Origin of the sequence: Nostoc sp., assembly GCF_036917395.1 — a bacterium.
Lineage (GTDB): Bacteria > Cyanobacteriota > Cyanobacteriia > Cyanobacteriales > Nostocaceae > Nostoc.
Genome location: NZ_JBALDI010000009.1, coordinates 52,681 through 76,952 on the forward strand (window position 1 = coordinate 52,681; position 24,272 = coordinate 76,952).

23 protein-coding genes and 3 pseudogenes are annotated in these 24,272 nt (G+C 43.3%); 8 read left to right on the forward strand and 18 right to left on the reverse strand.

All coding sequences use genetic code 11. The annotated features are described in order from the left end of the window. Positions 1-272 precede the first annotated feature (272 nt). Together V7K46_RS06405 and V7K46_RS06410 are read left to right on the forward strand one after the other, a co-directional pair. Complete coding sequence (locus V7K46_RS06405; RefSeq protein WP_335111757.1) at positions 273-488, forward strand: type II toxin-antitoxin system HicB family antitoxin; 216 nt, start codon at positions 273-275, stop codon at positions 486-488. Between the two features lie 135 nt (positions 489-623). After that, positions 624-1,589 (forward strand): aldo/keto reductase, encoded by a 966-nt coding sequence (locus tag V7K46_RS06410; protein ID WP_335111758.1) that lies wholly within the window; start codon positions 624-626, stop codon positions 1,587-1,589. 34 nt (positions 1,590-1,623) lie between these two features. Here the strand turns inward: V7K46_RS06410 and V7K46_RS06415 are convergent, their stop codons facing one another. The 7 genes from V7K46_RS06415 to purC form a co-directional block, all read right to left on the reverse strand. Then, positions 1,624-2,877: a DNA cytosine methyltransferase gene (locus V7K46_RS06415; protein WP_335111759.1), complete on the reverse strand. Its 1,254-nt coding sequence runs from the start codon at positions 2,875-2,877 to the stop codon at positions 1,624-1,626. 131 nt (positions 2,878-3,008) lie between these two features. Beyond that, on the reverse strand, positions 3,009-4,175 hold the full coding sequence (gene lpxB / locus V7K46_RS06420) for a lipid-A-disaccharide synthase (protein ID WP_335111760.1): 1,167 nt from the start codon (positions 4,173-4,175) through the stop codon (positions 3,009-3,011). A gap of 102 nt (positions 4,176-4,277) precedes the next feature. Then, positions 4,278-5,096, reverse strand: coding sequence for an acyl-ACP--UDP-N-acetylglucosamine O-acyltransferase (gene lpxA / locus V7K46_RS06425; protein ID WP_298904437.1), 819 nt, complete (start codon positions 5,094-5,096; stop codon positions 4,278-4,280). 306 nt (positions 5,097-5,402) lie between these two features. Continuing rightward, positions 5,403-5,927, reverse strand: coding sequence for a 3-hydroxyacyl-ACP dehydratase FabZ (fabZ, locus tag V7K46_RS06430; protein ID WP_298904439.1), 525 nt, complete (start codon positions 5,925-5,927; stop codon positions 5,403-5,405). A 98-nt stretch (positions 5,928-6,025) separates the two neighbouring features. Next, positions 6,026-6,919: a UDP-3-O-acyl-N-acetylglucosamine deacetylase gene (lpxC, locus tag V7K46_RS06435; RefSeq protein ID WP_335111761.1), complete on the reverse strand. Its 894-nt coding sequence runs from the start codon at positions 6,917-6,919 to the stop codon at positions 6,026-6,028. A gap of 242 nt (positions 6,920-7,161) precedes the next feature. After that, positions 7,162-9,735 (reverse strand): BamA/TamA family outer membrane protein, encoded by a 2,574-nt coding sequence (locus tag V7K46_RS06440; RefSeq protein WP_335111762.1) that lies wholly within the window; start codon positions 9,733-9,735, stop codon positions 7,162-7,164. Between the two features lie 334 nt (positions 9,736-10,069). Beyond that, positions 10,070-10,807 (reverse strand): phosphoribosylaminoimidazolesuccinocarboxamide synthase, encoded by a 738-nt coding sequence (purC, locus tag V7K46_RS06445; RefSeq protein ID WP_335111763.1) that lies wholly within the window; start codon positions 10,805-10,807, stop codon positions 10,070-10,072. 644 nt (positions 10,808-11,451) lie between these two features. Between purC and V7K46_RS06450 the strand changes: the two genes are divergently transcribed. After that, positions 11,452-11,727, forward strand: coding sequence for a DUF7219 family protein (locus V7K46_RS06450; RefSeq protein ID WP_273762410.1), 276 nt, complete (start codon positions 11,452-11,454; stop codon positions 11,725-11,727). A 90-nt stretch (positions 11,728-11,817) separates the two neighbouring features. On the opposite strand, the pseudogene V7K46_RS06455 reads toward V7K46_RS06450, so the two are convergent. The 5 genes and pseudogenes from V7K46_RS06455 to V7K46_RS06475 all read right to left on the reverse strand — a co-directional run. Then, positions 11,818-12,155, reverse strand: a pseudogene (locus V7K46_RS06455) (adenylate/guanylate cyclase domain-containing protein); the annotation flags it as partial. Positions 12,156-12,202: 47 nt separating this feature from the next. Continuing rightward, positions 12,203-13,333 (reverse strand): glycosyltransferase family 4 protein, encoded by a 1,131-nt coding sequence (locus V7K46_RS06460; protein ID WP_335111764.1) that lies wholly within the window; start codon positions 13,331-13,333, stop codon positions 12,203-12,205. Positions 13,334-13,339: 6 nt separating this feature from the next. Continuing rightward, positions 13,340-13,867 (reverse strand): annotated as a pseudogene (locus tag V7K46_RS06465) (DUF4291 domain-containing protein); the annotation flags it as partial. 129 nt (positions 13,868-13,996) lie between these two features. Beyond that, the gene (locus V7K46_RS06470; protein ID WP_335111765.1) at positions 13,997-15,151 is read right to left on the reverse strand and encodes an NAD-dependent epimerase/dehydratase family protein; all 1,155 of its coding nucleotides are present in this window, start codon (positions 15,149-15,151) and stop codon (positions 13,997-13,999) included. Positions 15,152-15,321: 170 nt separating this feature from the next. After that, positions 15,322-15,852 carry a hypothetical protein gene (locus V7K46_RS06475; RefSeq protein WP_335111766.1) on the reverse strand — a complete coding sequence of 177 codons (531 nt, stop codon included), beginning with the start codon at positions 15,850-15,852 and terminating at the stop codon, positions 15,322-15,324. Positions 15,853-16,072: 220 nt separating this feature from the next. Between V7K46_RS06475 and V7K46_RS06480 the strand changes: the two genes are divergently transcribed. The 5 genes from V7K46_RS06480 to V7K46_RS06500 all read left to right on the forward strand — a co-directional run bounded on the left by V7K46_RS06480 (position 16,073) and on the right by V7K46_RS06500 (position 20,354). Then, positions 16,073-16,864: an FHA domain-containing protein gene (locus tag V7K46_RS06480; protein WP_335111767.1), complete on the forward strand. Its 792-nt coding sequence runs from the start codon at positions 16,073-16,075 to the stop codon at positions 16,862-16,864. A 199-nt stretch (positions 16,865-17,063) separates the two neighbouring features. Continuing rightward, entirely contained in the window at positions 17,064-17,417 is a 354-nt protein-coding gene (locus V7K46_RS06485) for a hypothetical protein (RefSeq protein ID WP_335111768.1), read from the forward strand. Positions 17,418-17,513: 96 nt separating this feature from the next. Beyond that, positions 17,514-19,025 carry a stress-responsive protein Ycf46 gene (ycf46, locus tag V7K46_RS06490; RefSeq protein ID WP_273762402.1) on the forward strand — a complete coding sequence of 504 codons (1,512 nt, stop codon included), beginning with the start codon at positions 17,514-17,516 and terminating at the stop codon, positions 19,023-19,025. Positions 19,026-19,167: 142 nt separating this feature from the next. Beyond that, on the forward strand, positions 19,168-19,518 hold the full coding sequence (locus V7K46_RS06495; RefSeq protein WP_012407317.1) for a DUF1257 domain-containing protein: 351 nt from the start codon (positions 19,168-19,170) through the stop codon (positions 19,516-19,518). 248 nt (positions 19,519-19,766) lie between these two features. Continuing rightward, positions 19,767-20,354 (forward strand): hypothetical protein, encoded by a 588-nt coding sequence (locus tag V7K46_RS06500; protein ID WP_335111769.1) that lies wholly within the window; start codon positions 19,767-19,769, stop codon positions 20,352-20,354. A 217-nt stretch (positions 20,355-20,571) separates the two neighbouring features. On the opposite strand, the pseudogene V7K46_RS06505 reads toward V7K46_RS06500, so the two are convergent. The 6 genes and pseudogenes from V7K46_RS06505 to thrB form a co-directional block, all read right to left on the reverse strand. Continuing rightward, positions 20,572-20,886: pseudogene (locus V7K46_RS06505) on the reverse strand (Uma2 family endonuclease); the annotation flags it as partial. A 74-nt stretch (positions 20,887-20,960) separates the two neighbouring features. Continuing rightward, positions 20,961-21,296, reverse strand: a complete 336-nt coding sequence (locus V7K46_RS06510; RefSeq protein ID WP_335111770.1) for a XisI protein — start codon at positions 21,294-21,296, stop codon at positions 20,961-20,963. Continuing rightward, on the reverse strand, positions 21,284-21,700 hold the full coding sequence (locus V7K46_RS06515) for a XisH family protein (RefSeq protein ID WP_190894602.1): 417 nt from the start codon (positions 21,698-21,700) through the stop codon (positions 21,284-21,286). The genes V7K46_RS06510 and V7K46_RS06515 overlap by 13 nt, the downstream gene beginning before the upstream one ends. Before the next feature lie 115 nt (positions 21,701-21,815). Beyond that, a complete protein-coding gene (locus V7K46_RS06520; RefSeq protein ID WP_335111854.1) occupies positions 21,816-22,421 on the reverse strand; it encodes a Uma2 family endonuclease in 606 nt (201 codons plus the stop codon). A gap of 215 nt (positions 22,422-22,636) precedes the next feature. Further along, entirely contained in the window at positions 22,637-23,146 is a 510-nt protein-coding gene (locus V7K46_RS06525; protein WP_335111771.1) for a hypothetical protein, read from the reverse strand. A gap of 42 nt (positions 23,147-23,188) precedes the next feature. After that, on the reverse strand, positions 23,189-24,103 hold the full coding sequence (gene thrB / locus V7K46_RS06530; RefSeq protein WP_335111772.1) for a homoserine kinase: 915 nt from the start codon (positions 24,101-24,103) through the stop codon (positions 23,189-23,191). Positions 24,104-24,272: the final 169 nt, after the last annotated feature.

Genomic DNA, 24,272 nt, shown 5'->3' on the forward strand with positions numbered 1-24,272 from the left:
TTTTGCAAATTTACCAAAATTGTTACAAGTCATTGCGAATGAAGTGTTCGCGGAGCGTCTCGTAGAGAAGCGGAATGAAGCAATCGCAACATCTGTAGTTTGCGATTGCTTTGCTTCACTGCGTTCGGCTCGCAATGACAAATTATGTTTTTACACATTTGGGATGCTCCCGATAAATTCTGCTGATGTTATTTTGAGGTGCGATCGCACCTCAAAGCTAAACTAGAAAAAGGAGTGCGATTGCTCGATTGTCCGTATCAGAATAAAAGAGTATGAAGACCAAAATATTAACTGCCATTATTCACAAAGAAGAAGAAATGTATGTTGCTGAATGTCCTGAAGTCGGCACAGTTGACCAAGGTGAAACAATTGAAGAAGCTCTTGTTAATCTTAAAGAAGCTACCAGGCTATACCTAGAAGAATATCCTTTAACCGACACTGATACTAGTCCCAGATTTGTAACGAGTATAGAGGTAAGCTATGCCTAGATTGCCAAGAATATCAGGCAATGAGGCAGTTCGATCCTGATGAAATGCGATGGATCTATGCTTTAGAAGGATATCCAGTTAATTATCCCTAGCTAAAATTTTAGAATAAAACTAATTTCGCCCCCAAAGCCAATCATGACAGAAGGAAAAACGCGGCGTAATTTCCTAATTACCAGCATTGCTGTGACAGGAGGCATTGTGGCAACTAATGCTTTACAACAAAATATTAGCAACACCGCTACACCACCAGCAACGATGCCAGAACGGCTGCTGGGACGCACGGAAGTAAAACTGCCTATCTTCGGATTAGGAGGAGCAGGACAAACGCCGTTATCCTGGGAAGGAAAAGAAGGTGATGCTGCGGCAATTATTCAAAGAGCGCTGGAACTTGGCATTCGCTACTTTGATACAGCGGCTAGTTATGGGCCGAGTGAAGATTATTTAGGCAAAGTGCTACCACCCCATCGCTCAAAGCTGTTTCTAGCAAGCAAGACTGATCAAAGAGATCGGGATGGTGCATGGCGAGAATTGGAGCGATCGCTTAAACGTCTCAATACAGATTATCTCGATTTGTGGCAGTTGCATCGCGTTTCTTTTTCCGAAGAACTCGACACCATCTTTAGTCCATCTGGTGCAATTAAAGCTTTAGAAGAAGCCATACAACAAAAATTGGTACGATTCGCAGGTATTACCGGACACCACGACCCTGAGGTGATTGCCGAAGGGTTACGTCGCTATCCTTTCCATACTACACTGATTCCTGTGAATGCCGCTGACAAACACCACCCACATCCATTTATCCCAGTAGTTCTACCAGTTGCTCAAGAAAAAAATGTCGGTGTGATTGCGATGAAAGTCCCGGCTTATGGTCGGCTGTTTAAATCAGGTGGGTTGACAGGTATGCAGCAAGCTTTAGGTTACACAATGTCTCAGCCTGGGGTTCATTGTTGCGTAATTGCGGCAGAAACAATTGCACAATTAGAGAATAATGTCAAGATAGCGCGGGCTTTTGTGCCCCTTAAAAAGGAAGAATTAACAGCGATCGCTCAACAGACTGCTAATATCTGGGAAGATAGTACATTCTTCCGTGCCTGGACTTAACCCAACCTTGCACATATTACAGAGTGTATTCTTATCAGTCCCGCTGATAATGTTGTGTCGCTTGGGACATATTAAATTGTAGTAGCTTTTCCTCTGGCAACTTGTATCCCAAACTCGGTTTAAAAGGCGAAATATTCAAACTGCGAATAATTTCTGCTGCCACAGCCTTTGCTAATAGGGGTGGTACAGAGTTACCGACTTGTCTAAATCCGTGCCATTTAGTTACATGAAATCTAAACCAATCGGGGTAAGAATGTAATCTTGCTGCTTCTCTGACTGTGATACAACGGGGCGTAAATGGATGAATCGGTCTAGGAGATGTGAAAGAACCTTTATACTTGTCTGTTCCGGCTCTTAAAGTATTGCAGACACCAGCAGGGTGCAGCTTATAAAAACGACTAATTTTTTCTCTCTCGCCTTGTTGAGTCTCCTGAAAACGTTGAATAGTTTCTGCTGAATGTTTTGTTCTTAAACTTGAAGAAAGTATTTGCAAATCATATTCACGTTTGTAAGAATAATCATCGTTTAGGCATTTGATACCGCGAAGTATCCGAGCGTAGTTACTAGGCTTTCCGTATTCTGCTGTTACCCAATTTCTTATTAGTAACTCAGAATATTTTTCTATTTCAGGTAAATCTCCAATTGCATCCCATACTGTAGGACTCAATGGAATGTCAAATATTTTTTTAGAATTTAAATTATTTGGTAATGCTTGTTTAGTAATCGGTTGAGGATATTTCGGTAACTCTAGATCCTCCCTTGCGCCTATGAGAAATAATCTCTCACGGGACTGTGGTACTCCGTAATGTGCAGCGTTGAGAATTTGATAATTTTCTTCTACCTTATAGCCGTAAGTTTTAAACTCGCTAATTAAGCTTTGAAGGATTTGTTTATGTTCGCCAACTGTGATCCCCCGCACATTTTCCATCACAAAAAATTTTGGTTGTAGCTCCAAAACCAATCTATGAAAGTGAAATACCAAAGAGTTTCGTGGATCATCAATAGCCCGTTTACCAATTAGGGAAAATCCTTGACATGGTGAGCCACAAATTACCACATCAATTTCATGATCGCCAATCTCAGACCGATTCCTAATTTCTTTCCCGGTTGTCTGTTCAACACTTTTACATAAAACTGAGCAAAAAGGGAAGTTAAACTCATGTGCTGCACAGTGGATCGGGTCGATTTCCACGGACGCCAGCACATCAAAGCCAGCTTGCTCAAAGCCAAGAGTCATACCGCCGGCGCCAGCGAACAAATCAACTGCGATCGCTCTTTGTTTTTTCATCTCATAAGCCATGACACCTCAATATAATTCGTAATTCCCCCACGGATAAATGCGGGTTTCCACAAAAATACGTGCTTCACACTTATTTTATTCATAAATAAATTGATTGATTCTCTATTTTTAATTACGAATTACGAATTATTTGGTCGCATTTGCAAAATTTCTTGAGCAGCGCGATCGCACACCCCAACTTCTCCTAAACTTTGCCGCATTTCTTCATAATCTAGCAAAGTTTGCTGTCTGCGACGGGGATTGAGTAGCAATTCCATCGCTGCTTGGATAATATTCTCTGGTGTGGCTTGCTCTTGTAAAAATTCTGGCACAATCGGCTTCATCACTACTAAATTGGGTGGTGATGCAAAGGTTATGGAACCTTTGAGGATGTTACGAGCTATCCAAGCAGTCAGGGAACTGAGGCGGTAAACTACAACTTGCGGCACATTTAACAGAGCCAGTTCCAAGTTGACAGTACCAGATTTACTAATAGCTAAATCAGCAGCAGCAAAAACTTCCTTTTGTTGACCCAATACAACTGTAGCCTGCAAACCGTAACGCTCAATAGCCTCCTCAATTGGCTGTCTATAGACTTCCAGAGATAGGGGAATCCAAAAGTGAACTTTAGGTAATTTAGCTTGAAGAGTTTGGGCGGCTTGAAAAATAATTGGTAAAAGATATTTTAGTTCTTGGTGGCGAGAGGCGGGGAGGAGTGCGATCGCAATCTGTTCTGGTGCAATCCCCAATGTTGCACGAGCTGCTTGGCGACTGGGAGCGTCTTGCATTCCGTCAACCAAAGGATGCCCTACCCAAATAACTTTTGCCCCTTGTTCGCGAAAGTAACGGGCTTCTTGTGGGAAGATTGCCAACAACTTGTCTGTAAAACCAACAATCCTGTCAGTCCTACGAAAATTGACTGACCAAGCCCACTCTTGGGGAGCGATGTAATATACTACAGGCACATCTGGCAAATGCTGTTTCATGTAAGTCCCAATTTTTATATTCGGACTCATGTAATCGATCAGCACCACCAAGTCAGGTGGATCTTGCTTGAGGGAAGCGATCGCCTTACGTTGCACTTGGAGAGTCGGTAAAATATAAGGCAGCCCTTCTTGAATACCCATTGAGCCAATACTACTGGTATTTCCCAGTAGAGTTGCCCCAGCCTCTACCATTTTTTCGCCACCCAAGGCCACAATCTCTAATTCCAACCCAATCGCCACAGCTTGACGCTTCAGCGCTGTAATTAGCAGCGACCCTTGTAAATCGCCAGATACTTCGCCAGTGCTGATAAATATCCGCATTTGATAATTGGTAATTAGTAAAAACTTAAAAGTAAGGAGTGAATAGTTAGGAGTTAGGAGTTAAAAATTTAATTCATCAACTCATAACTCCTAACTTAAAATTCACGATTCATCACTCGCGCCTTTTTTCCCCTTACCGGGAATCAAGCCACGCCTTCCTGGCATCTGAGAAAGTAGCAGGAAGCGGCGCAGATGCTGCAATTCTTCGCTATCCCCTAACAGTTCCAGTTGTTCCAAGGCATCCTTAAAGGACAAATCAGAACGGTAGAGAATGCGGAAGGCTTTTTTCAGCATTTGCAAATCTGCTGAGTCCATACCAGAGCGTTTAAGTCCGACAAGGTTGAGAGTTCGTACCCGCGCCGGATTTCCCTCAACTAGCATATATGGGGCCACATCCCGGTCAATCCGTGCCATGCCTCCTACCATTGCCTGTCTACCAATATGCACAAATTGATGGACACCTAAAACCCCACTCAGCCTAGCGCGTGACTCTATATGGACATGACCTGCCAACGCCACAGAGTTAGCGATCACTACCTGGTCTTCAATCACGCAGTTATGAGCCACATGGACATAAGCCATCAGCAGGTTCCCATCACCTATTACCGTCGCTTCACCAGCACCAGTAGCACGGTTAATAGTAACGTACTCACGAATTAAGTTGTTATCACCAATTTTGACCCAGGTTGGTTCTCCCACAAACTTGAGATCCTGGGGTTCCATGCCGATGGCTGCACCTGTAAAAATTTGATTTTGCGCCCCAATTTCACAAGGCCCCTCTAGCACAGCATGAGCGCCGATTATTGTTTCAGGGCCCACTTTGACATGCGCTCCAATCACAGCATAGGCACCGACTTGCACTGTATGGTGGAGTTCCGATTTAGGATGAATTACAGCAGTTGGATGAATTAGCGTTTTCAAGGGTGAATCTCCAGAACTGTCTTGATAAGCCAGCGCCAGACGGGGTTTCTCAGGCAGCGTGTTACTCTGGTTAAAAGAGTTGTACCTACTGCCGTCCCATCGAGGTGACTGGTAGAGCGTGAAGTATTTCAGTGAACGAAAGTGTCGGGCAAAGCAAGTTAAGTGTGTTTGTGAGTGCGTCTCGTAGAGAGGGCGTCGAAAATCAAGAAATTATCAGATGCTGTTGTGGATTTTTTTAACTGTTATCCTTTTTCAGGATTCAGTAAGGGCACTTCACGGCTATGCCTATACCACGAAAGCAAACTTTTAGTTAACTAGAGAAAACATTAATTCCCCTTCACAAGCAAGTTGACCGTCAACTTCGGCACGACCTTGCATCTTACCGAAACGACGTTGTTTTACCCATAACAGTTCCAACGTCATTACTAGTTGATCCCCCGGTACGACCTGGCGGCGAAAGCGGACTTTATCGATACCAGCGAAGACGAACAGTCCGTCTTCTTCCGGAGACATTTGAGTCAGGACAATGCCCCCGACTTGTGCCATTGCTTCGACAATTAGTACCCCTGGCATCAGTGGACGTCCAGGGAAATGTCCTTGAAAATGGGGTTCATTGATAGTGACATTTTTAACCCCAACAGCTTTTTTACCTGGAACGTAGTCAATTATTTTGTCTACAAGTAAAAATGGGTAGCGGTGGGGTAGCAATTTCTGAATTTCTTCAGATGTAAAACTTGTTTTAATCTCAGAACTGATTGTAGTCTCATTTATAGCCTGTGGTTCGGTAGATGTAGTTGTATTGATGGTATTCACTTCAGTGAGGATTGACATTGACCGTGTAGTTGATTTTTCATCTGAAAGTTGAGTAGGCAGGCGTATATCCAAAGCTTAATGATCCTAGATTTTAGGCTTTAGTTTTAATCTAAAATCTAAAATCGTTCGACTGAGCGTTCGCGCAGCGTCTCGTAGAGAAGCCGAAGTCCCAAATCTAAAATTCTTTGAGCCAGTTGAATGTGTAAATTATGACTGGCTTTATACGCTAAGAAATGAGCATTAGGAAAAGTTCCTAGTAAACTTAAATCTCCTACTAAATCCAAGATTTTATGACGGACTGGCTCATTTGCAAATCTTAATGGTGGATTTAGCCAGCCTTCTGATCCACAAACAAGTGCATTATCCAAACTGCCACCTTTAATTAACCCTGTTTTTTGTAAGTGTTCAATTTGATGCTGTAACCCAAAAGTACGGGCAGGAGCAATTTCCGCAGCAAAGCTAGCAGAAGCTTTTCCTAGTTCAGCACTTAGTGACCAACTATGCCATTGATTACCAATGGCGGGCAGGTCAAAATCAATACCGTAACTAAAGCGGGTTTCTGGTGCTGGGAGGGCACATACAAAGGCATCCCCTTGATAGACCCATATTGGTTCTGTAACAGACAAGGCAGCTTGGTTGTTAACGGGTTGTGATACTAAGCCAACTTGGGTAATGTTGGCTGTCCACACACTTGCTGAACCATCCAAAAGTGGAACTTCTGGGCCATCAATTTCAATCCGGGCATTATCCACACCCATACCAGAAAGTGCTGCTAACAAATGCTCTACCGTGCGAACAGATACCTCACCCTTGCCCAACTGAGTTGAGAGAACAGTGTGACTAACTGCCGCAACTTGGGCTGGAATGATCGGCAAATCTGGTAAATCCACTCGCACAAAGTAGCGTCCACTTCCTGCCTCAGCTGGTAGTATCCGCACCTGGGTACTCACACCGCTATGCAGTCCTACCCCTGTTTGGATGATTTGGGCGGCTAGAGTGTGCTGTTGCATAGCCGAAAAGTCAATATATTTCTTTTAGTATTGTTCATCGTCTGTTTTGGTAAAATCCCTGATATTCCCCTAAAAATGTGATTAATCCCTTTATCGGAACAGTATTGAGGTAAATGTGAAAATTAGCAAGCTAATCCAAAAAAGTTATGAGTTAAGAGTGAGGAGTGAGGAATTAAAACTCATAACTCCTAACTTCTGTACAGACGCGATTAATCGCGTCTCTACTTCTAACTCCTAACTGGTTAAAATCTTTCGCCAATACCGAAATTAATCCGGCTATCACCGTCATCGTTGATACCATAGTCAATCCGAATTGGCCCTAGTGGAGACTGGACGCGAACGCCAAGACCATAGCCGAAGCCACTACCATTTTTGTTCAACACTTCAGCTGCCCTAGTACTAGTTCCCAGGTCACTGCCGACATCAAAAAATAGTGCGCCGCTGACTACTGAAAAAACTGGGAAGCGATACTCAACTGATGCTTGCACATAAGAGCGTCCACTAGCTAATGCTCCTTCTTCATAACCCCGGACGGAGTTGCTACCGCCAAGGGTAAAAGCTTCGTAGGGAGGCAAGTCACCGAAGATGGTTCCTGCTTGCAAGTTAAATGCCAACGTTTGTGCCCCTTTGCTGAGGCTAATCAGTTTGATGGGTAAATATTGGCTGTAGCTACCCCGTAATCTGGTGAGGAAAATGCTGCCTAGTCCGATAGGAACCGACTGATCAACCCCAAAGCGGAGATAAGAACCGCTAGTGGGTTGCAAAGGGTTATTACGGAGATCGCGCTGTGCCCCCAGTTGCAGCAGTAGTAAATCGTCTTGACCGCTGCTAGATAAAGTCAGTGGAATTTCATCACTGATGCGGTTTCCATTATCATCAAATACCGCTCCTGTTTTTCTGAGATTGCCATCAGCATCACGGGCAGAAACTCGTTGATACTGTAAACCCGCTGAGGCAGTCCAGACGGAAGTTTTGTAAGGATTGGCAGACAGGGGACGGGTAAAGGTGACACCACCACCTATACGGAGAATGCGGGGGCGATCCTGAGAACCTGTATTAGTGGGATTATCTGGGTCAAACGTCCTAATATCTTCATCTTTGCCATCAAAAATCAATGAAATGGAACTGCGGCGAAAAATATTTGTTGTGTAAGAAGTCCGGTAGGGATCTCCCGCGATCCAGGGGTCTGTGAACCGCAGGTCAAACAGCAGTTCCCGTTCTCCCACCTGTACTTCTGCCCCCAGCTTTTGGTTTCTACCGTTCAGATTTTGCTGTTGATAGCTTACTGTTCCAAAAAGTCCGCTAGCAGAACTAATCCCTGCCCCAGCTGCAATAGAACCACTGCTGCGTTCAGCTACATTCACTACTACATCTACCTTGCTGGGGTCACTACCAGGGTCAAGGGACACATTCACATCCTCAAACAGTCCCACTCCATACACGCGCTGTAGGTCTCTTTGCACTGTGTTGCGATTGAATACTTGTCCTGGCTTCAACTCCAATTCTCGTGTAATGATGTAATCCTGTGTGCGTCCCCGAATCGGTTGTCCTTTCTCGTCTGTCTCCTGACCATCTTTATTACGGAACCGGACTCTAATATTCTCTACTACCCCTTCTGCTATTTGCAACGTAACAACTCCGTTTTCAGAAACTTGGGGCGCTCCAATCACGTTGGCTAGCACGTAACCTTGGTCTTGATATCGCTTGTTTAACTGCTTGATGCCTTCTTGCAAGTCACGCAAGTTGAGGATTTTGCCATACTGCTCCCGAAATACTTCATCCACAGTATTAGCTGGTAGTACAGAAGCAACACCAGTGCCAGGATTGGCTTGCACTTCTACTTTACTGAGGACGGGGTTAGGCTGCACAACAAAGCTCACCCGCACTCCCAAGGGGGTATCTTCTGGCGTTGCCTGGACGTTGGAGAAGAAGCCAGTACCAAAGATGGCGTTAATATCTTCTTGTAGTTGGCTGCGGGTTGTCGTTCGTCCTGGTTGGGTACGAATTACTTTGTAAACTTGGTCTTCTAATTCTGGTGATAGTTGCCCAGCCTGTGATCTAATTACTACTTCTGATACCAGTACGCGGGGGTCATTGGCTTCTGGGGCTGTGTTGGGTTGAGTATTTCCTGGAGTTGTCGGCGGGTTAATATTCTGCGGACTGGGAGTAGCGCCTGGGGCTGTGTTGGGTTGAGTATTTCCCGGAGTTGTCGGCGGGTTGATAATCTGCGGACTGGGAGTAGCGCCTGGGCGTGGGGCAGGTGTTCTTTGTTGACTAGCTGGGGGGGGAATGTCTGGAGTGGTTGATGGTTGTGGAGTTGTGGGTAATAAAGGTTCCGTTGTCGGTGGATTGACATTTTCTGGGACTGGAGTGGTTTCAGGAGTTGGGGAAGGCGTTGGTTGTTGAATTTCTGGCGGTGGAATGTCTGGAGCGGGGGATGGCTGTTGAGTAGGGCTGGGATTGATGATTTGAGCGGTTTGTGCAGTTGTTGGCGTTGTGGAGGTTGGTACTATTACCTTTGATGTCGCGTAGGCGTAGCCCGCCGCAGGCATCGCTGCTGGATTTGCCGGGTAAATTGCGACAATGCGGGATTGGAGAGGCTCCCCCTCTATAACTCCTGTGGGATTAGGTCGAGATACTAGACTTTTACTAGAGTCACCCTGACCAGTATCCTTTTCTAGCTGCTGATTTTTTTCTAGTGTCAAAACTTCTTTTGTCTGTTTTGAACTGTTGGCGGTTTCTGCATTTGCACTCAATGAACCGCCCAAAGGGACTGCAATTGCTACTGCTGCCAGCAATACGGGAGATAAACGCATTTTACTTATGATTCCTCTTCACGACCACACACACACCATCACAAGGCAATAATGCCCTCATGCCAAAGGTAAAACTCAAAACATAGTTTTTTCTTTTGCTTTTTTACTTTACAAGGCAAAAGGCAAAAGTCAAATTTCAGGAGGCAGGAGTAACCCACGTTTAAAAGCGTGGGATTGATCTTGGACGCTTTGGATCTCGCAGCACCTGAGGTGAGAGACAATTTTTGTTTTTAAACTGGCTAATGACCCACGACTAAAGTTTTCATTCATAATTCTTTTCTTTTGTCTCCTGCCTTCTCTGATAATTTCTTCTTCCCTTTTGGTTTTTACCTGTTTAACTTGTAGTTTCTACTGCCTTTAGCACTCTTTGTAAAACCTCCTGGTAGGCATCCTCTACATTTCCTAAGTCTCGGCGAAAGCGGTCTTTGTCCATTACCCGGCGGTTTGAGTCCTTTTCTGTGCTATCCCACAAACGGCAGGTGTCGGGGCTAATTTCATCGGCCAAGAGCAACTGCTGTTGTGAGTCCAAACCAAACTCTAGTTTGAAGTCTACTAGGGTAATGCCGCACCGCTGCCAAAAGTTATTGAGAAATTTGTTGATGTGCAATGCTAGATGTGTTATTGCGTCTACTTGTTCCGCAGTAGCTAGTTCTAGCAGATACAGGCGATCGCGTGTCAATAAAGGATCTCCTAATTGGTCGTTTTTGTAATAAAACTCTACCAAAGGCTGTTTCAGAATTGTACCCACTGGTAACCCTGTTTGCTGACACAGACTCCCAGCAGCAATATTTCTGATAACTACTTCTAAGGGTAAAATCTTTACTGCTCTCACCAGCATCTGATTCGGGGCAGGGCTGTTGATAAAGTGAGTCTTTATACCATTTGCCTCCAACTGTTTAAAAAGCTGACTGGAAATGCTACAATTAATTTTTCCTTTTCCTTGGATACTGCCACGCTTTTGGGCATTAAACGCCGTGGCGTCATCCTTAAAATCAGCCAACAAGACTTCGGGATCGTCCGTTGTATAAAGAATTTTCGCTTTGCCTTCGTATAACTTGGAATTAACAGACATGGTGGCAGGTAAAGTTCTAGGCGATGGACGATTTTTGTCGTTTCGGGCTTCACCATTTTATCTTTAGTTATTGACTATTAGTCATTGGCGATTATTGAGTGCCGAGTACTGAGTGGGGAATCTCACTTCTTCACTCATAACTCTGAACTCAGAACTGTTTTGCCCAATGCCTCATTAGCCAGTTGCCAAACATTCAGAACTGAATCTCTAACTTTTAACAGACGACAATTAGCTTTAGTGCATAGTAAGTTTGTCTAAGTAGTTTCACCTAAAAAGCTTAGTAATTATTTTTGCGAAGAAAGATTAATAAAGAGTACGGGTATTTTTTAATAGTTTGTAAGCCAGGGTTTCAACTGTAGTTAATTACAATCTGAGCTTCATAAACTAAGATGAAAGAAATTGATAGCTCGGAGGGAAGTAAAATATATTCTCTAGTCATTTTAACAGGGAATTTTTTTGTAACATTTACGGTAAAAGTATTTCAAGCTTTATTTTCTAGTCTCAAAATCTGAATCAACCATATTTATGCATCACCAATTTGAAAAGGAGTTGGATGATTTGATTTCCCGCAATCTGATAAAAGAAAGATTAGGGTAGCTAGTGATTCAGCTTTAGACATTTAAACAAAAAGGGAGTTGAATAATTTGGAGAAAAAAATAGTGAACAAAGATGATTTTCTCTACCCTCGTGGTCGCTACTACGGTCAGGTAAAGCCAGAAAACTTGGTTTTTAATGCGAATCTACAGGAATTTGCCCAACGAGTAAGCTACATTTGCAACTTAGAAACAGGTGGAAAACTACCTCCAGGTGCAGCTTACGAACAAATAAAGGATCTATGGAAACAGTTGAAACGCTCAAAAAAAGAGCTAAGAATTGGCGAAGACCCCTTTCAGGATGACCAGGGAGAGGTTCAAGATTGAAGGAGAGAGGCGGGGACGCAGGGACTGATAACTCATAACTCCTAACTCTCTCACTCAAAACTATTTAGTAAGCATTGTCCAAATACCATCTCAGGACTTTGGAGAGTATTTGTAATTAATCATACTTTCATCTTTTAAGTGGATATCAACAGACCGATCTTTGGGTTGAATGCATTTGGTGGATTGAAAACAGGCGATCGCTTGTGAGAACTACGCGATAAATAAGCAGTGCGTCCGGATATGATAGTTAAACAGAAACTTTCGCCAATTAACTCCTAGATATTCACCGCCTGGTGTTTCCCTTTGACGCGAATTTTATCTAACTAGCGCACCCAAATGCGATCGCTGTAAAGCTGCTAAGTAAATTCACTTAAAAAAATCTCACAATCATATTCCTTAGTTACCGCTTCCAAGCGCAAACTCAAATTGGGCATTGGTTATTCTCCCCACTTCTGTGCCCCTGCTTCCCCACTCCCTATTTTGTCAATTGTTCAGAAAATATCACCTTTTGGTAGTAATCTTGTAGCTGCCTGGTAGCAGATGGCCAACCCCAAGTTTCTGCTTCCTGACGAGCATTTTGACGAATGATGTCTCGTTGTTGTTTTTGTTTTAAGAGGCGAATAGTGGCAGCGATGGCTCCTTGAACATCTGCTGTTGGCTCAAAAAGATATCCATTTACCCCATCTGTCACAATATCAGGAATTCCCCCCGAACGGGCTGCTACCACCGGACAGCCAGCAGCCATCGCTTCTAGTAGTACTAAGCCTAATGTTTCTGTCCGGGAGGGAAAAATAAAGGCATCAGCACTCGCAAAGGCAGAACCTAATTCTTGCCCCATAAGATAGCCAACAAAATAAGTGTTTGTGCCAGCAAAGTGTTTTTGCAATGCTTCACGGTGGGGACCATCCCCAACCAATGCCAACCGCGCTTCGGGAATGGCTTCTAAAATTGGTTTAATGCGCTCAATTTCTTTTTCAGCAGAAAGTCGCCCTACGTAAAGTAGCAATGGACTTTCTGGATGGTTTTGTGATAGGCGCGATCGCATCTCTACACTAGCCAAATTGGGGTGAAATAATTCTGTATCCACCCCACGCTGCCACAAATCTACCCGTTCAATACCGTGTGCTGTCAGTTCCTCCACCATTGCTGTCGATGTACACAGATTCAAAGCTGCTTGATTATGAGCACCTTTGAGCAGTTCCCAAAGAAAACCTTCCAGCATCCCCAAGCCGTAATGTTGGAGATATTGGGGTAAATGCGTATGGTAAGACGCCACTAAGGGTATTTTGAGGATTTTACTATAAAATATCCCAGATAAACCCAAAACTGCTGGATTCACAACATGGATAACATCTGGCTTGAACTCTTCTAAGGCGTACCCAATGGCTGGGCGGGGAAGTGCCATTTTCAATTCTGGATACAATGGCAGAGGAAAGCCAGTAACGCCGTAAACTTTAGCGCCTTTGTGTTCAGTAATCCCTCCATCAGGGGCAATCACCAGTACTTGATTACCACTGCGCTGTAAATGGTCAACGGTATGGCACAAGCGCGTTACAATGCCGTCAACCTTGGGCAAAAAGGTTTCGGTAAATAGAGCAATTCTCATAAAAAACTATTTAGTACAGGCAGATAATCCCAGATTTACTTGCGTTTCGGGATCAAACACAGAGTAAACTGTCTCCCGTGGTGTAATCAATTCTGCACAGTCAGATTTAATGTTTTGCCGCTGTTTTTGTACAAAGTCCGAGATATCCTCAATGTTCACAATCCAATCTTTGGCGTAAGCAGCTAGTACTTGACCACGTAACCCTAACTCAATAGCGCGTCTTTCTAATTTTGTCCCAGATGGGTGATGGTCTGGGTCCCATTGTAGGCGAACTTGCGATTGCTTCAATGCTCTTTGCCATTCACTTCTATTGGGATAAAGTTCTGGAACGTAGCTGGAATGAACAGCCGCCGCTAAAATTTCTTCAATTGCCGAACGCTTAATCCAAATAGCTAACACTACCTCTTGCCCATTTTGTGTACCCCATCCAGAACGATACATCATCCAGAGGAAGTTAGGTTTGATCCAACTCATGCGGTCAAAACTGAACTCACCACCAAAATAACCGTAGGTGGCGGCGAAATTACCAATAGCTGGACGATACGCAGGTTAAACAACAATTGAATGGTCGTCATATTGTGCTAAGATATGACGACCATTTTTCGGTCAATTACTGACTTGAGTTAAGTAAGGTTCTGTTATCAGCCGCACGTAGAATTTACCCTAATTTCGATGCCAAGAGACTTTGGGCAGAATTTGTTTGTGATCAACTCGTTTCTGATACTTGATGGCAAAGTTTAACAGAGAATCGAGTAGAGAATCAGAAAGCAAGTGAGGCTCTAAACCTAAATCGAGCAATTTAGTGTTTTTAGCGTTGAAGTAATGTTCTTCTTTCTCGACTCTGGGATTATCTAAGTGATTGATTTCTACATTCAATCCCATAGCGTTACCAGCTTTTTTCACCATCAATGCCAAGTCGCCGACGCTGAATTGTTCGGTAAATTGGTTAAATACGCGGAATTCACCAGGTTTTGCAGGGTTAGCGATCGCTAATTCCACACATCGGACTGTATCCCGAATATCCAAAAATCCGCGAGTTTGCCCGCCTTTACCATAAACGGTTAAGGGGTGTCCAATCGCTGCTTGAATACAAAAGCGGTTTAGTGCAGTACCAAACACCCCATCGTAATCCAGCCGATTAATCAATAGTTCGTCCATCCCCGTTTCTTCGGTTAAGACGCCGTAAACTACACCCTGATTTAAATCCGTTGCCCGCAATCCCCAAATCCGGCAAGCAAAGTGGATGTTATGACTGTCATGGACTTTGCTTAAATGGTACATTGAACCAGGCTGCTTGGGATAAGGTAGGGTATCCTTGCGTCCATTGTGTTCAATGGTGATGTACCCTTCTTCTATGTCGATATTGGGTGTACCGTATTCACCCATCGTCCCCAGCTTCACTAAATGACAGTCTGGGAAATCTTCCCGCATGGCGTACAACAAGTTCAACGTACCAACTACGTTATTGACCTGGGTAAGAACTGCATGTTCGCGGTCAATCATCGAAAATGGAGCCGAACGCTGTTCTCCAAAATGCACTAGGGCGTTTGGCTGAAATTGATGTAATGCTTTGTTGAGAAATTCGTAGTTAGTAATATCGCCGATGAACAGGTCGATAGATTTGCCAGTCAAATCTTGCCAGTGCTGGAGGCGTTGCTGAATTAGTGCGATCGGAGTGAGAGTTTCGACACCCAGTTCATTATCCCAATGCCGCCGCACCAAACTATCTAAAATTCCAACTTCATAACCTCGATTGGAAAGGTAAAGAGCAGTTGCCCAACCGCAATATCCATCACCACCAATAACCAGGACTTTCATCTTCACCAGTTTTTACTCGCTGATAGCTAAATCTACCAGGTTTCTGTCCCCTCTCAATCATCATTCTGGCGGAGATGTCAATTTAGGCAGCAGGGGGAGAGGGGAAGATGAGAGAAATTCTCCTAACTTTTGTACAGACGCGATTAATCGCGTCTCTCCTCACTCCTAACTCAGGACTTGGAAATCCGATACTGCTGGGCAATGTAATAAAACAAACGATAGTAATCTTGAAATTCTTGGCTCTTGCTTCGTCCCTGCCAGTAGTATTTCACTTGACTCTGAGTTAGTGTCAGTGTCATCGAACCTACTCCTTTGTCAACTTCTACAACCAGTACCCCAGATACTCCTTGGGCAGTCTGAAAGTTGGAATTTATCTTTTTCACGGAATTTTGGTCTGTAACAATCGAATTTGGTAGCTGCTGACTTGCCCACCCCCGAATTTCCACTGTTTTGTTCTGGGGTAAAATAAACACAATTCCATCATCATTTTCTGGGGCTGCTAATGAAGTCCAGTTACTTGGATATGGAAATTCAAAGCCATAACGGGAGTTGCTATAAGTTTTCCATGCGATCGCTCCGGCGTTAAAATCGTTTGCAGTGCAACCCCACAGGATTATGAACACGGCAATGACTCCGCTAACGCTGGAGGCAAACCGATAAATTCTTCGCCCCAAACTACAGGTTTTATTAGCAGTAGTCATTTATATTACGCATTTTGCCAAAGTCACTAATTTTATAGAAATACTAGAAACTCAGATCAATACCTTCGCTAATTTACGAGTTATTCCCCAATCCGTAAACTGCTGAATAAACTCCACCAAAAGAGCGCTCATTAAAAATTCAATAATATTCAGGATATTTACCATTCTCTTTTGAGTTCTCAGTAGAGAAAACTATATAAAGTGCTTTATCACACAGCTTATGTACAATGCATCTCAGACAGCCAAGGTAAGTTTGGAGCTTTTTCACTTCCAAACCAACACATCTTTGCAATTTCCACCAAATCTTTCTGTAATTTGCGTCGGTAAGCCAAACGACCAAAAACCACCAGATATTGATATTTCTGGCTTACCAGATTCGGATGTGGTATCTCGCATCCACGCGCAAATTTGGGTGAATGGGGATGAATACCATATCACCGATTTGGGCAGTTCTAATGGCACGTATGTTAACGGTGCGAAACTTCAACCTCAAGTTTTTTGTCCACTGCATCCAGGAGACAGAATTTCATTTGGGCAAGGAGACAAAATAACTTTCATGTTTAGGGTGCAGCAGCACTCTGCATCTGCCACAAAAAATCCTACACCAAACTCCGCGCCAACAAAAATTACAGCACCTACCACCAGTAAAGAAGATGAAGATCAAGTAATCCTTGCCAGTAAGCTTATTGGTTTAGGACTAATCCTAGCAGGCATTACATTTTTCAGTACAAGTATTTATGTGAGCGTCTACTTACGCAGCACACCTGGAATTTTGCTGTGTATGGGAGGTGTAGTAGCTCTAAATTGGGGTGGGCGCGATAATCGGAAACTGGGATGGGTGTTGATTGGGATAGGAATCGCTCTGTTTATTGCCAGTGGTGTTGTAATCGGCTCAGTGTCACTTTTTTCTATGCTAGTATCATTCGCTGCCATCTCCTGTGGATATCAGTTGTTTACAACCGGAAAGGTGTTCAACTTTAATCCGCTTACGCTCCAAATAATTAAAAAATAAGCCAAGTCAGCTAATCATTTCTTCATCGCTAATTCCCGTTCCGGCAAAAATCTCGGCATGGCTAGTTATCAACAACATTCTAGTCCCAAATATAAATAAATGTAACGAAACTGCCGTTAAAACGTTTTTCCGTCTTGACAACCAATCAAGAAACCGATAACTTGATATACATACCCGGGTAAGACCGTTAAAGAGTTATATGCAAACGCAAACTAAGCAAAAGGTCACTTTGTATTTATCGCCAGAGTTGCACAGAAAATTGAAGATTCGTTCAGCAGTCGATTCAGAACCAATGTCAGAACTTGCAGAACGTGCCCTCGTTTTTTACCTGTCTAATTCAGAATTGGTTGACGAGGTAAAAGATTCTTCTTATGGGCGGACTCATAGAGTTTATTCATGCCCAACTTGTGATAGCTCACTAGTCTTACGTGATGGGGAACTGGTAACTTTGGGCAATCAACCAGGAGTAGTTGGTCAAGAACATCTTTCTATTGATGAGATGGATAAAGATGAAACCCATCCCAAGAGTGAGGAAGAGTTAGTTCCTTGCTAAATAGATAGGAATTATGAATTATTTATTCATGATTCGGTTGTCTTTACCAGAAGCAATGTCTCTACTGTCTCTATAAGGTCTCAAGTAGGTCGATGTATGAAAGAAGAGCTCAATATCCTAATTCAAGCTCAATACCCTTTAATCTACCTTGTGACCTCCGAGGAAGAGCGGGCCGAGCAAGCAGTTTCCACAATTGCCCAGTTGTTAAAACCCCAGCGCCGGGTATTTGTTTGGACAGTAACACATGGGATTGTGGAGTATGGTCAACCCCGGAATGTCACCCAACATAATACCGTGTCTCCAGAGGCCGCGATTGAGTGGATAATCCGGCAGAAAGAACCAAGTATATTTATTCTTAAAGATTTACATCCCTTTATTGATGCGCCTGCAACAAACAGATCGTTACGTGATGCGATCGCTAGCTTTAAAGGTACGCAAAAGAACATCATTTTGATGTCGCCGATGCAACAAGTACCTATAGAGTTGGAAAAAGAAGTTGTTGTTATCGACTTTACACTGCCAGATATGGCAGAGTTAAATAAAGTACTGACTCAGCATGTAGACCAAAATCGTGGTCGGCGGCTGACAACAGAAGCCAGAGAAAAGCTTCTCAGAGCAGCTTTGGGTCTAACTAAAGATGAAGCTGAGAAAGTCTACCGGAAGGCGCAGGTAACTACAGGGCGTTTGACGGAAGATGAAGTAGATATAGTTTTATCTGAGAAAAAGCAACTAATTCGGCGCAATGGGATCTTAGAATACATTGAAGAAGATGAAACCATTGATGCTGTAGGCGGCTTAGAAGAGTTAAAAAGATGGCTCAAGCAACGCTCCAATGCTTTCACAGAGAGAGCCAGAGAGTATGGTTTGCCTCAACCAAAAGGGATGTTAATTCTCGGAGTTCCCGGTTGTGGTAAATCATTAATTGCCAAAACTACTTCCAGGCTGTGGGGTTTACCACTGTTGCGGTTGGATATGGGGCGAGTCTATGACGGCTCAATGGTGGGACGAAGTGAGGCAAATTTGCGGAACGCCCTGAAAACAGCAGAATCTATTTCCCCAGCGATTTTATTTATCGATGAATTGGATAAATCCTTTGCTGGTAGTGGAGGTTCCTCCGATTCTGATGGGGGGACTTCAAGTAGAATCTTCGGTTCTTTTCTCACATGGATGCAAGATAAGAAGTCACCAGTGTTTGTGATGGCAACTGCCAACAGAGTAGAACGCTTACCTGGCGAGTTCTTGAGGAAAGGACGCTTTGATGAAATTTTCTTTGTGGATCTGCCAACACCGGAAGAACGGCAGCAGATTTTCAATATTCATCTGACCAAGCGCCGTGAAGACATCTCTCGATTTGATCTTGAGCAACTAGCTAAGATGTCTGATGGCTTTTCTGGGGCAGAAGTTGAGCAAGCGATCGTTGCGGCAATGTATGAAGCTTTTGCCCAAGATCGGGAGTTCACCCAACTAGATATTATTGCTGCACTGAAGGCAACATTGCCGCTGTCTCGAACGATGCAAGAACAAGTAACGGCTCTGAGAGATTGGGCCAGACAGCGCGCCCGCCCCGCAGCATCCTCCGTAGCTGAATATCAGCGAATGGAGTTCTAAAAGCTTTCCTCTGCCATCCCAGGGGGAAAGGCTAGCTCTTAATGCTAGCAGTTATAAGAAAAGCCGCATCCTGTTAAGCGCGGCTTCGCCCAAAACAAACCGTTGTCGTTTTTCTCAATCTTCTCATTGGAGGAAACCCCAAATGTCTCACTTTAGCACCCTGCGTACCAAAATCACCGATGCCGAAATCCTCAAGGCTTCCTTGCGCGACCTCGGTATCAGCGTAAAGACTGAAGCTGATGTCCGTGGTTATAACGGTCAGCGTGTCCGTTCTGACATCGTTGCTATGTTGGATGGCGAATATGACCTCGGCTGGTCTCGCAACAGCGATGGTTCCTTTGACCTAATCGCTGACCTGTGGGGAGTTGCTAAGAAGCACAACCAAACCGAGTTGATCAACTCCATCAACCAAAAGTATGCCGTTAATAAAACTTTGGCTGAAGTAAAACAACGCGGTCTGCAAAACGCCAATGTGAAGTTGGTATTGCAATAACAATTTCTCTGCGCGTTCCCAAAGCTGCACGGGTTAACCATATAAATAGCGGTTAGCCCGCTTTTTTATCGGGGCTGAGATGTATTTCTCAGCCCCTATTTTATTTTTGTACTTTGATATTGCTATTTGTAACGGTTTTATTAGCATCTTTTTGAATTTACTTAGTCTCAAAATGTAACTTTAAGAACGGTTTAGGGAACTATATAAATGTAGCTCTATTCAGAAAAAACTAGTTCGAGGCATAAGTAATGGAAATAAATATCAGAGAACTATTCGAGTTATTTACTTCTAAAATTGGGCATAAAGTCATTGCAAAAACGCAAGATAAATGGCGCAGTAGTAGCGAAGGTTGGGATCATCATGCTTTGATTCACATGGGATATTGGACTTTACGAGATGTCAAAAACTTTACCCACGCAGAAGCCTGTAAGGAATTAGAGGTAAAAACGAAAGATGAATTGTTGAAATATTTATTAAGTACTTTTTTTGACATTGGGGGAGTTGTAAAAGAAATTCTGTTAGAAAAACCTAGTAGTTCCTCTGAGGTGTTTATTTTTACTCCTCAAAATGAGCTAGAAACAGCAGCTATTCAAATTACCACAATGGATGATAGAGGGTGGCAAGGTTCTCTTTACAAACTAGAGTATTATGCTACGGAGAACGATGAATTATGTCTAATTTTTGCAACTAAACCTCCAGATGTAAAAGAACAGGAGTGGTTGCTAATCATATTTAATCAGACTAAAGGTGAACGGTATTGGAGCGTTCATACTGGGAGCTTAAAGCAAGTGTATTACAAATGGGCAGAAAAAATAGGAGTTCTTAAATCTAAATAGCAGTAAGTTTGTAAGGTGGGCTAAGGTTATGCCTAATCCACTAATTTTTATGACTTCAAATCTTCACGTAATGTAAAAATAATTTGCTCTTCAGCTTGCCTAAATTCAATATTAAATTTATCAAATACTAGAGGGTGTTGTGTTCATATATTTAATTTTGTCCGTGGATGTGGAATATTTATAGCGCTATTTTTAATTGTATGGTGCAAGATTTGAACTACCAAACCTGACTTAAATCCAAAATAAACCCAGGTAGTAAAGGTTCACCGGAAAGGGTTTTAGGATTATCTAATTCCTCAACCGCAATATTAGGACGATAAATAAAAACTTGGCGTTGTTTTCTATCAATTAACCAACCAAGTTGTGTCCCATTATCAATATACTCTTGCATTTTGTCTTGCAAAATTTGTAAGCGATCGCTCTGGGAACGCAATTCAATCACAAACTCAGGACAAATCGGTGCAAATTTTTTTCGTAGTTCCACTGGTATGGCTTCCCAGCGATCGCGTTTTATCCACGCTGCATCTGGCGATGTCTACGACGGGCTATTCGGCGTCGCACCGTGATTTATCTGAATGATTGGGTTCCTTTCAACCTTCAGCCATTTTAACCAACAGCGAACTCGGTAAATTGTCGTTTAAAGGGGGAATGAAAAGCCAAAACGATGTCTTTTTTAGGTATACCTTGACTAATAAGTTCATTGGCGATACCTCCTTCAGTACCATCGTGTTGAATCCAAATTTTTTCGTTTTTAATATCTAAATGCAAAACACAGCCATATACACGGCGCTTATTTGACCACCCCGCATGAACGACTTGGTAGCGATCGCGTTCTCTATCAAAAATAACTTCTGCTTCGACTTCTTCGTTGCTGGCTTTGATTTCGCTGTAAGCTAGCAACAGTTCTTGAATAAGTTGACGGTACTGTTCTACTTTTGCCATTTTACGATCGCCTCCTCTTCTGGATCGAAAACAATCAGCCGAACTTGGTAACGTTGGATTAATAAGCCTGGCAGTTCTAAGGTAAAAAAAGAACGATAGGTGTCTAAGGGAACTGCTAAATATAAAAGTCTCTCAGGTTGTTCTTCTTCAAGTGCTAATTGATATTTGAGATACTGTCCTAAAGCAGTACTAAATTCAGTTGTAGTAGATGGAGCAACAAAGCTTTTAACTTCAACCGCAATTTTTTCTTGATTTCGTTCAGCTGCTAAAACTTTCTCTGCACCAAGGTCGATGTACATATCCAAACCACCAAAACGGAGGAAAAGCGGGTCATTAGTGATGAGCCAACCCTCTTTCTCCAAAGCGCGTTTTACTGCATCATGGAATATGTCTTTCGCCGCCATAAATTCATAAGATTTTTATTTTATCATGCTTTGAGTGTAGCTATTTTAGTTTTAATATGTAGATTTTCTCAGGCGCTTTTTTTCCAAACTGGGTTGAGTATTTTGTATTTATCTCTTACCAAACCTGACTTAAATCCAAAACAAACCCAAGTAGCAACGGTTCACCATAAAGTGTCTTAGGATTATCTAATACCTCAACTGCAATATTAGGACGATAAATCAAAACTCGGCGTTGTTTTCTATCAATTAACCAACCAAGTTGTGTCCCATTATCAATATACTCTTGCATCTTGTCTTGTAAAACTTGCAAGCGATCGCTCTGGGAACGCAATTCAATCACAAACTCAGGACAAATCGGTGCAAACTTTTTTCGTATTTCCACTGGTATGGCTTCCCAGCGTGTACGTTTTATCCACGCTGTATCTGGCGATCGCACTGCACCATTAGGCAAAGAAAACCCACCACTGGAACCAAACCCTACACCTGTACCATCTTGCTTTGTCCATACCCACAACTGCCCAACTAAGTTAAAGTTGCGTTCATCAGTTTCGGAACCAGTAGGGGGCATAATCACTAATTCTCCAGCAGCATTACGTTCAATGCGAAAGTCGCGGTTTAACTGACAAAACTCGTAAAACTGATCGTCGGTCATTGCGATCGCAGGTTGCAATTGCAAGACGATTGGTATAATTTCTGTGGCTACAGGTAAGTTGGTGGTCATAATTGCTTTTTGGTCACCTGTCTTCACTATAATCTCTTCACACTCTAGGGCGGAATATGGGTTAACTCATGAAGATTGGAATTAATTGGCAGTGGCAACATGTGACCTTCTTTAGGTCTTCTCTGGGCAGAACAGGGGCATGAAGTATTTTTTGGTTTCTGTGCCTCCACCCGTCATTCTTGGCTTGACAGAGTACTAGTTTAGAAATGCTGGCATTAAACAATCCGGTTGACAATTGTCCACACTTCCCCATCTGATCGGACATAGGGAACAGAGATTGTCTTGAACCCAGTAATGAAGGGCTTGTAATAAATCTGCCAATACATTGGACTCAGTTGATTGGCACAAGCCTTGAGTAAACGGACTTCTGTCGCCAGTTCACCTGCTAGTTGATTAATGCGTTGAGCATGAACCTGAGCGACTTCTTTAGCTTCTTCTAGCTGCTGCTGTTGGATAAGTTCTTTTGATTCAACTTGCGATCGCACTAACTTACCTTGTTTTTGTTTTATCTGGACTTCTAAGGCTGCGATCGCCGCATCTATGCCCTGGAGTTCAACTGATAATTGGGCATTTTCCCTGGCTTGACGGCGGTACGCTTCAACCATTGCCTGTGGTGAATCATTCTCGGCAGAGATTACATTATTAATAGTGAGTGTAGCGCGTTCTTCTAGGAGAATCTGAATTTGAGATTTAAGCGCCGCCATTTCATCCTGAATTTGCTCCATAAATCGAGTTTTAAGTGCTGAATAAAATAGTCATCTGATTTATTAAAAGCTTTTTGCGCCTTGGGTATCGAGAGAAAGCGATCGCACCTCGGCTGTAATTCCTTCTTGTTGCCAAGCAGCTAACATCGCCGCCTCCACAGCCTCTGAGTGTAACTTATCCGCCAAAGCTAACAGTGTCGGCCCCGCACCACTAATCACCATACCATAAGCACCAGCACTAACAGCTGCTATGTTTAGGGCATCATAACCAGGAATCAAAGCTTTGCGATAGGGTTGATGCAACTTATCTTGCAAACCTGTCTTTAACCATTGTCCGTTACCAGTTTCCAAGCCGCGCAATAATAACCCCAGATGTGCCATATTGAAAATCGCATCGGCGCGACTTACCTGAGTTGGGAGAACGCCCCGCGCCTCTGAAGTGGAAAGTTCAAAATCAGGAATAGCCACAACTGGTACAACATCTTTATGCCAGGGAACATCACAAATTTCCCAACCTGCGCCACTGGTAGCAGCAAGACGACATCTTCCCAACAAAGCTGGAACTACATTATCAGGATGTCCTTCCATTGCGATCGCTAACTCCATCACCTGTGACTGACTCATAGGCGCACCCTCAAGTTGATTAGCAGCAACCAACCCACCAACAATTGCTGTCGCCGAACTACCCAAACCCCTCGCCAGTGGGACACCTAATTTAATCTCTATTTTCACTATCGGCGGTGTCTGCTCTATATGTTGATAGAACTTGACAAATGCTTGGTAGAGGAGATTGTTCTCATCAGTTTTGACACGTTCAGCTTCCGTACCAGTGACATGAATAATTAGCTCACCCTCTTCTTGGCGAGTGAACTTGAACTCGTTGTACAGCTTTAAAGCTGCACCGATACAATCAAAACTAGGCCCCAAATTAGCAGTTGTGGCCGGAACGGTAACAGTGATAGCAGAAACAACAGACATTGGCAAAACTCACTAATCATCAACCAGCATCCCATGTATTGGTAACAGTTTGGGGCGAGTTTTTGAGCGTTGCTAGGGATACTTTGATTTACTGTTCCTTAATCCATCCTCCGAGCCTTGAGTTTCAGTGCTTGTGGCTCTAGCAAAATTCTACTATGGGAATTTAAAT

Coding starts and splice junctions, on each gene's coding strand:
- V7K46_RS06405 (WP_335111757.1), top strand. CDS start 273: ATGAAGACCAAAATATTAACTGCCATTATTCACAAAGAAGAAGAAATG.
- V7K46_RS06410 (WP_335111758.1), top strand. CDS start 624: ATGACAGAAGGAAAAACGCGGCGTAATTTCCTAATTACCAGCATTGCT.
- V7K46_RS06415 (WP_335111759.1), bottom strand. CDS start 2,877: ATGAAAAAACAAAGAGCGATCGCAGTTGATTTGTTCGCTGGCGCCGGC.
- lpxB (WP_335111760.1), bottom strand. CDS start 4,175: ATGCGGATATTTATCAGCACTGGCGAAGTATCTGGCGATTTACAAGGG.
- fabZ (WP_298904439.1), bottom strand. CDS start 5,927: ATGTCAATCCTCACTGAAGTGAATACCATCAATACAACTACATCTACC.
- lpxC (WP_335111761.1), bottom strand. CDS start 6,919: ATGCAACAGCACACTCTAGCCGCCCAAATCATCCAAACAGGGGTAGGA.
- V7K46_RS06440 (WP_335111762.1), bottom strand. CDS start 9,735: ATGCGTTTATCTCCCGTATTGCTGGCAGCAGTAGCAATTGCAGTCCCT.
- purC (WP_335111763.1), bottom strand. CDS start 10,807: ATGTCTGTTAATTCCAAGTTATACGAAGGCAAAGCGAAAATTCTTTAT.
- V7K46_RS06460 (WP_335111764.1), bottom strand. CDS start 13,333: ATGAGAATTGCTCTATTTACCGAAACCTTTTTGCCCAAGGTTGACGGC.
- V7K46_RS06470 (WP_335111765.1), bottom strand. CDS start 15,151: ATGAAAGTCCTGGTTATTGGTGGTGATGGATATTGCGGTTGGGCAACT.
- V7K46_RS06475 (WP_335111766.1), bottom strand. CDS start 15,852: ATGACTACTGCTAATAAAACCTGTAGTTTGGGGCGAAGAATTTATCGG.
- V7K46_RS06480 (WP_335111767.1), top strand. CDS start 16,073: ATGTACAATGCATCTCAGACAGCCAAGGTAAGTTTGGAGCTTTTTCAC.
- V7K46_RS06485 (WP_335111768.1), top strand. CDS start 17,064: ATGCAAACGCAAACTAAGCAAAAGGTCACTTTGTATTTATCGCCAGAG.
- ycf46 (WP_273762402.1), top strand. CDS start 17,514: ATGAAAGAAGAGCTCAATATCCTAATTCAAGCTCAATACCCTTTAATC.
- V7K46_RS06495 (WP_012407317.1), top strand. CDS start 19,168: ATGTCTCACTTTAGCACCCTGCGTACCAAAATCACCGATGCCGAAATC.
- V7K46_RS06500 (WP_335111769.1), top strand. CDS start 19,767: ATGGAAATAAATATCAGAGAACTATTCGAGTTATTTACTTCTAAAATT.
- V7K46_RS06510 (WP_335111770.1), bottom strand. CDS start 21,296: ATGGCAAAAGTAGAACAGTACCGTCAACTTATTCAAGAACTGTTGCTA.
- V7K46_RS06515 (WP_190894602.1), bottom strand. CDS start 21,700: ATGGCGGCGAAAGACATATTCCATGATGCAGTAAAACGCGCTTTGGAG.
- V7K46_RS06520 (WP_335111854.1), bottom strand. CDS start 22,421: ATGACCACCAACTTACCTGTAGCCACAGAAATTATACCAATCGTCTTG.
- V7K46_RS06525 (WP_335111771.1), bottom strand. CDS start 23,146: ATGGAGCAAATTCAGGATGAAATGGCGGCGCTTAAATCTCAAATTCAG.
- thrB (WP_335111772.1), bottom strand. CDS start 24,103: ATGTCTGTTGTTTCTGCTATCACTGTTACCGTTCCGGCCACAACTGCT.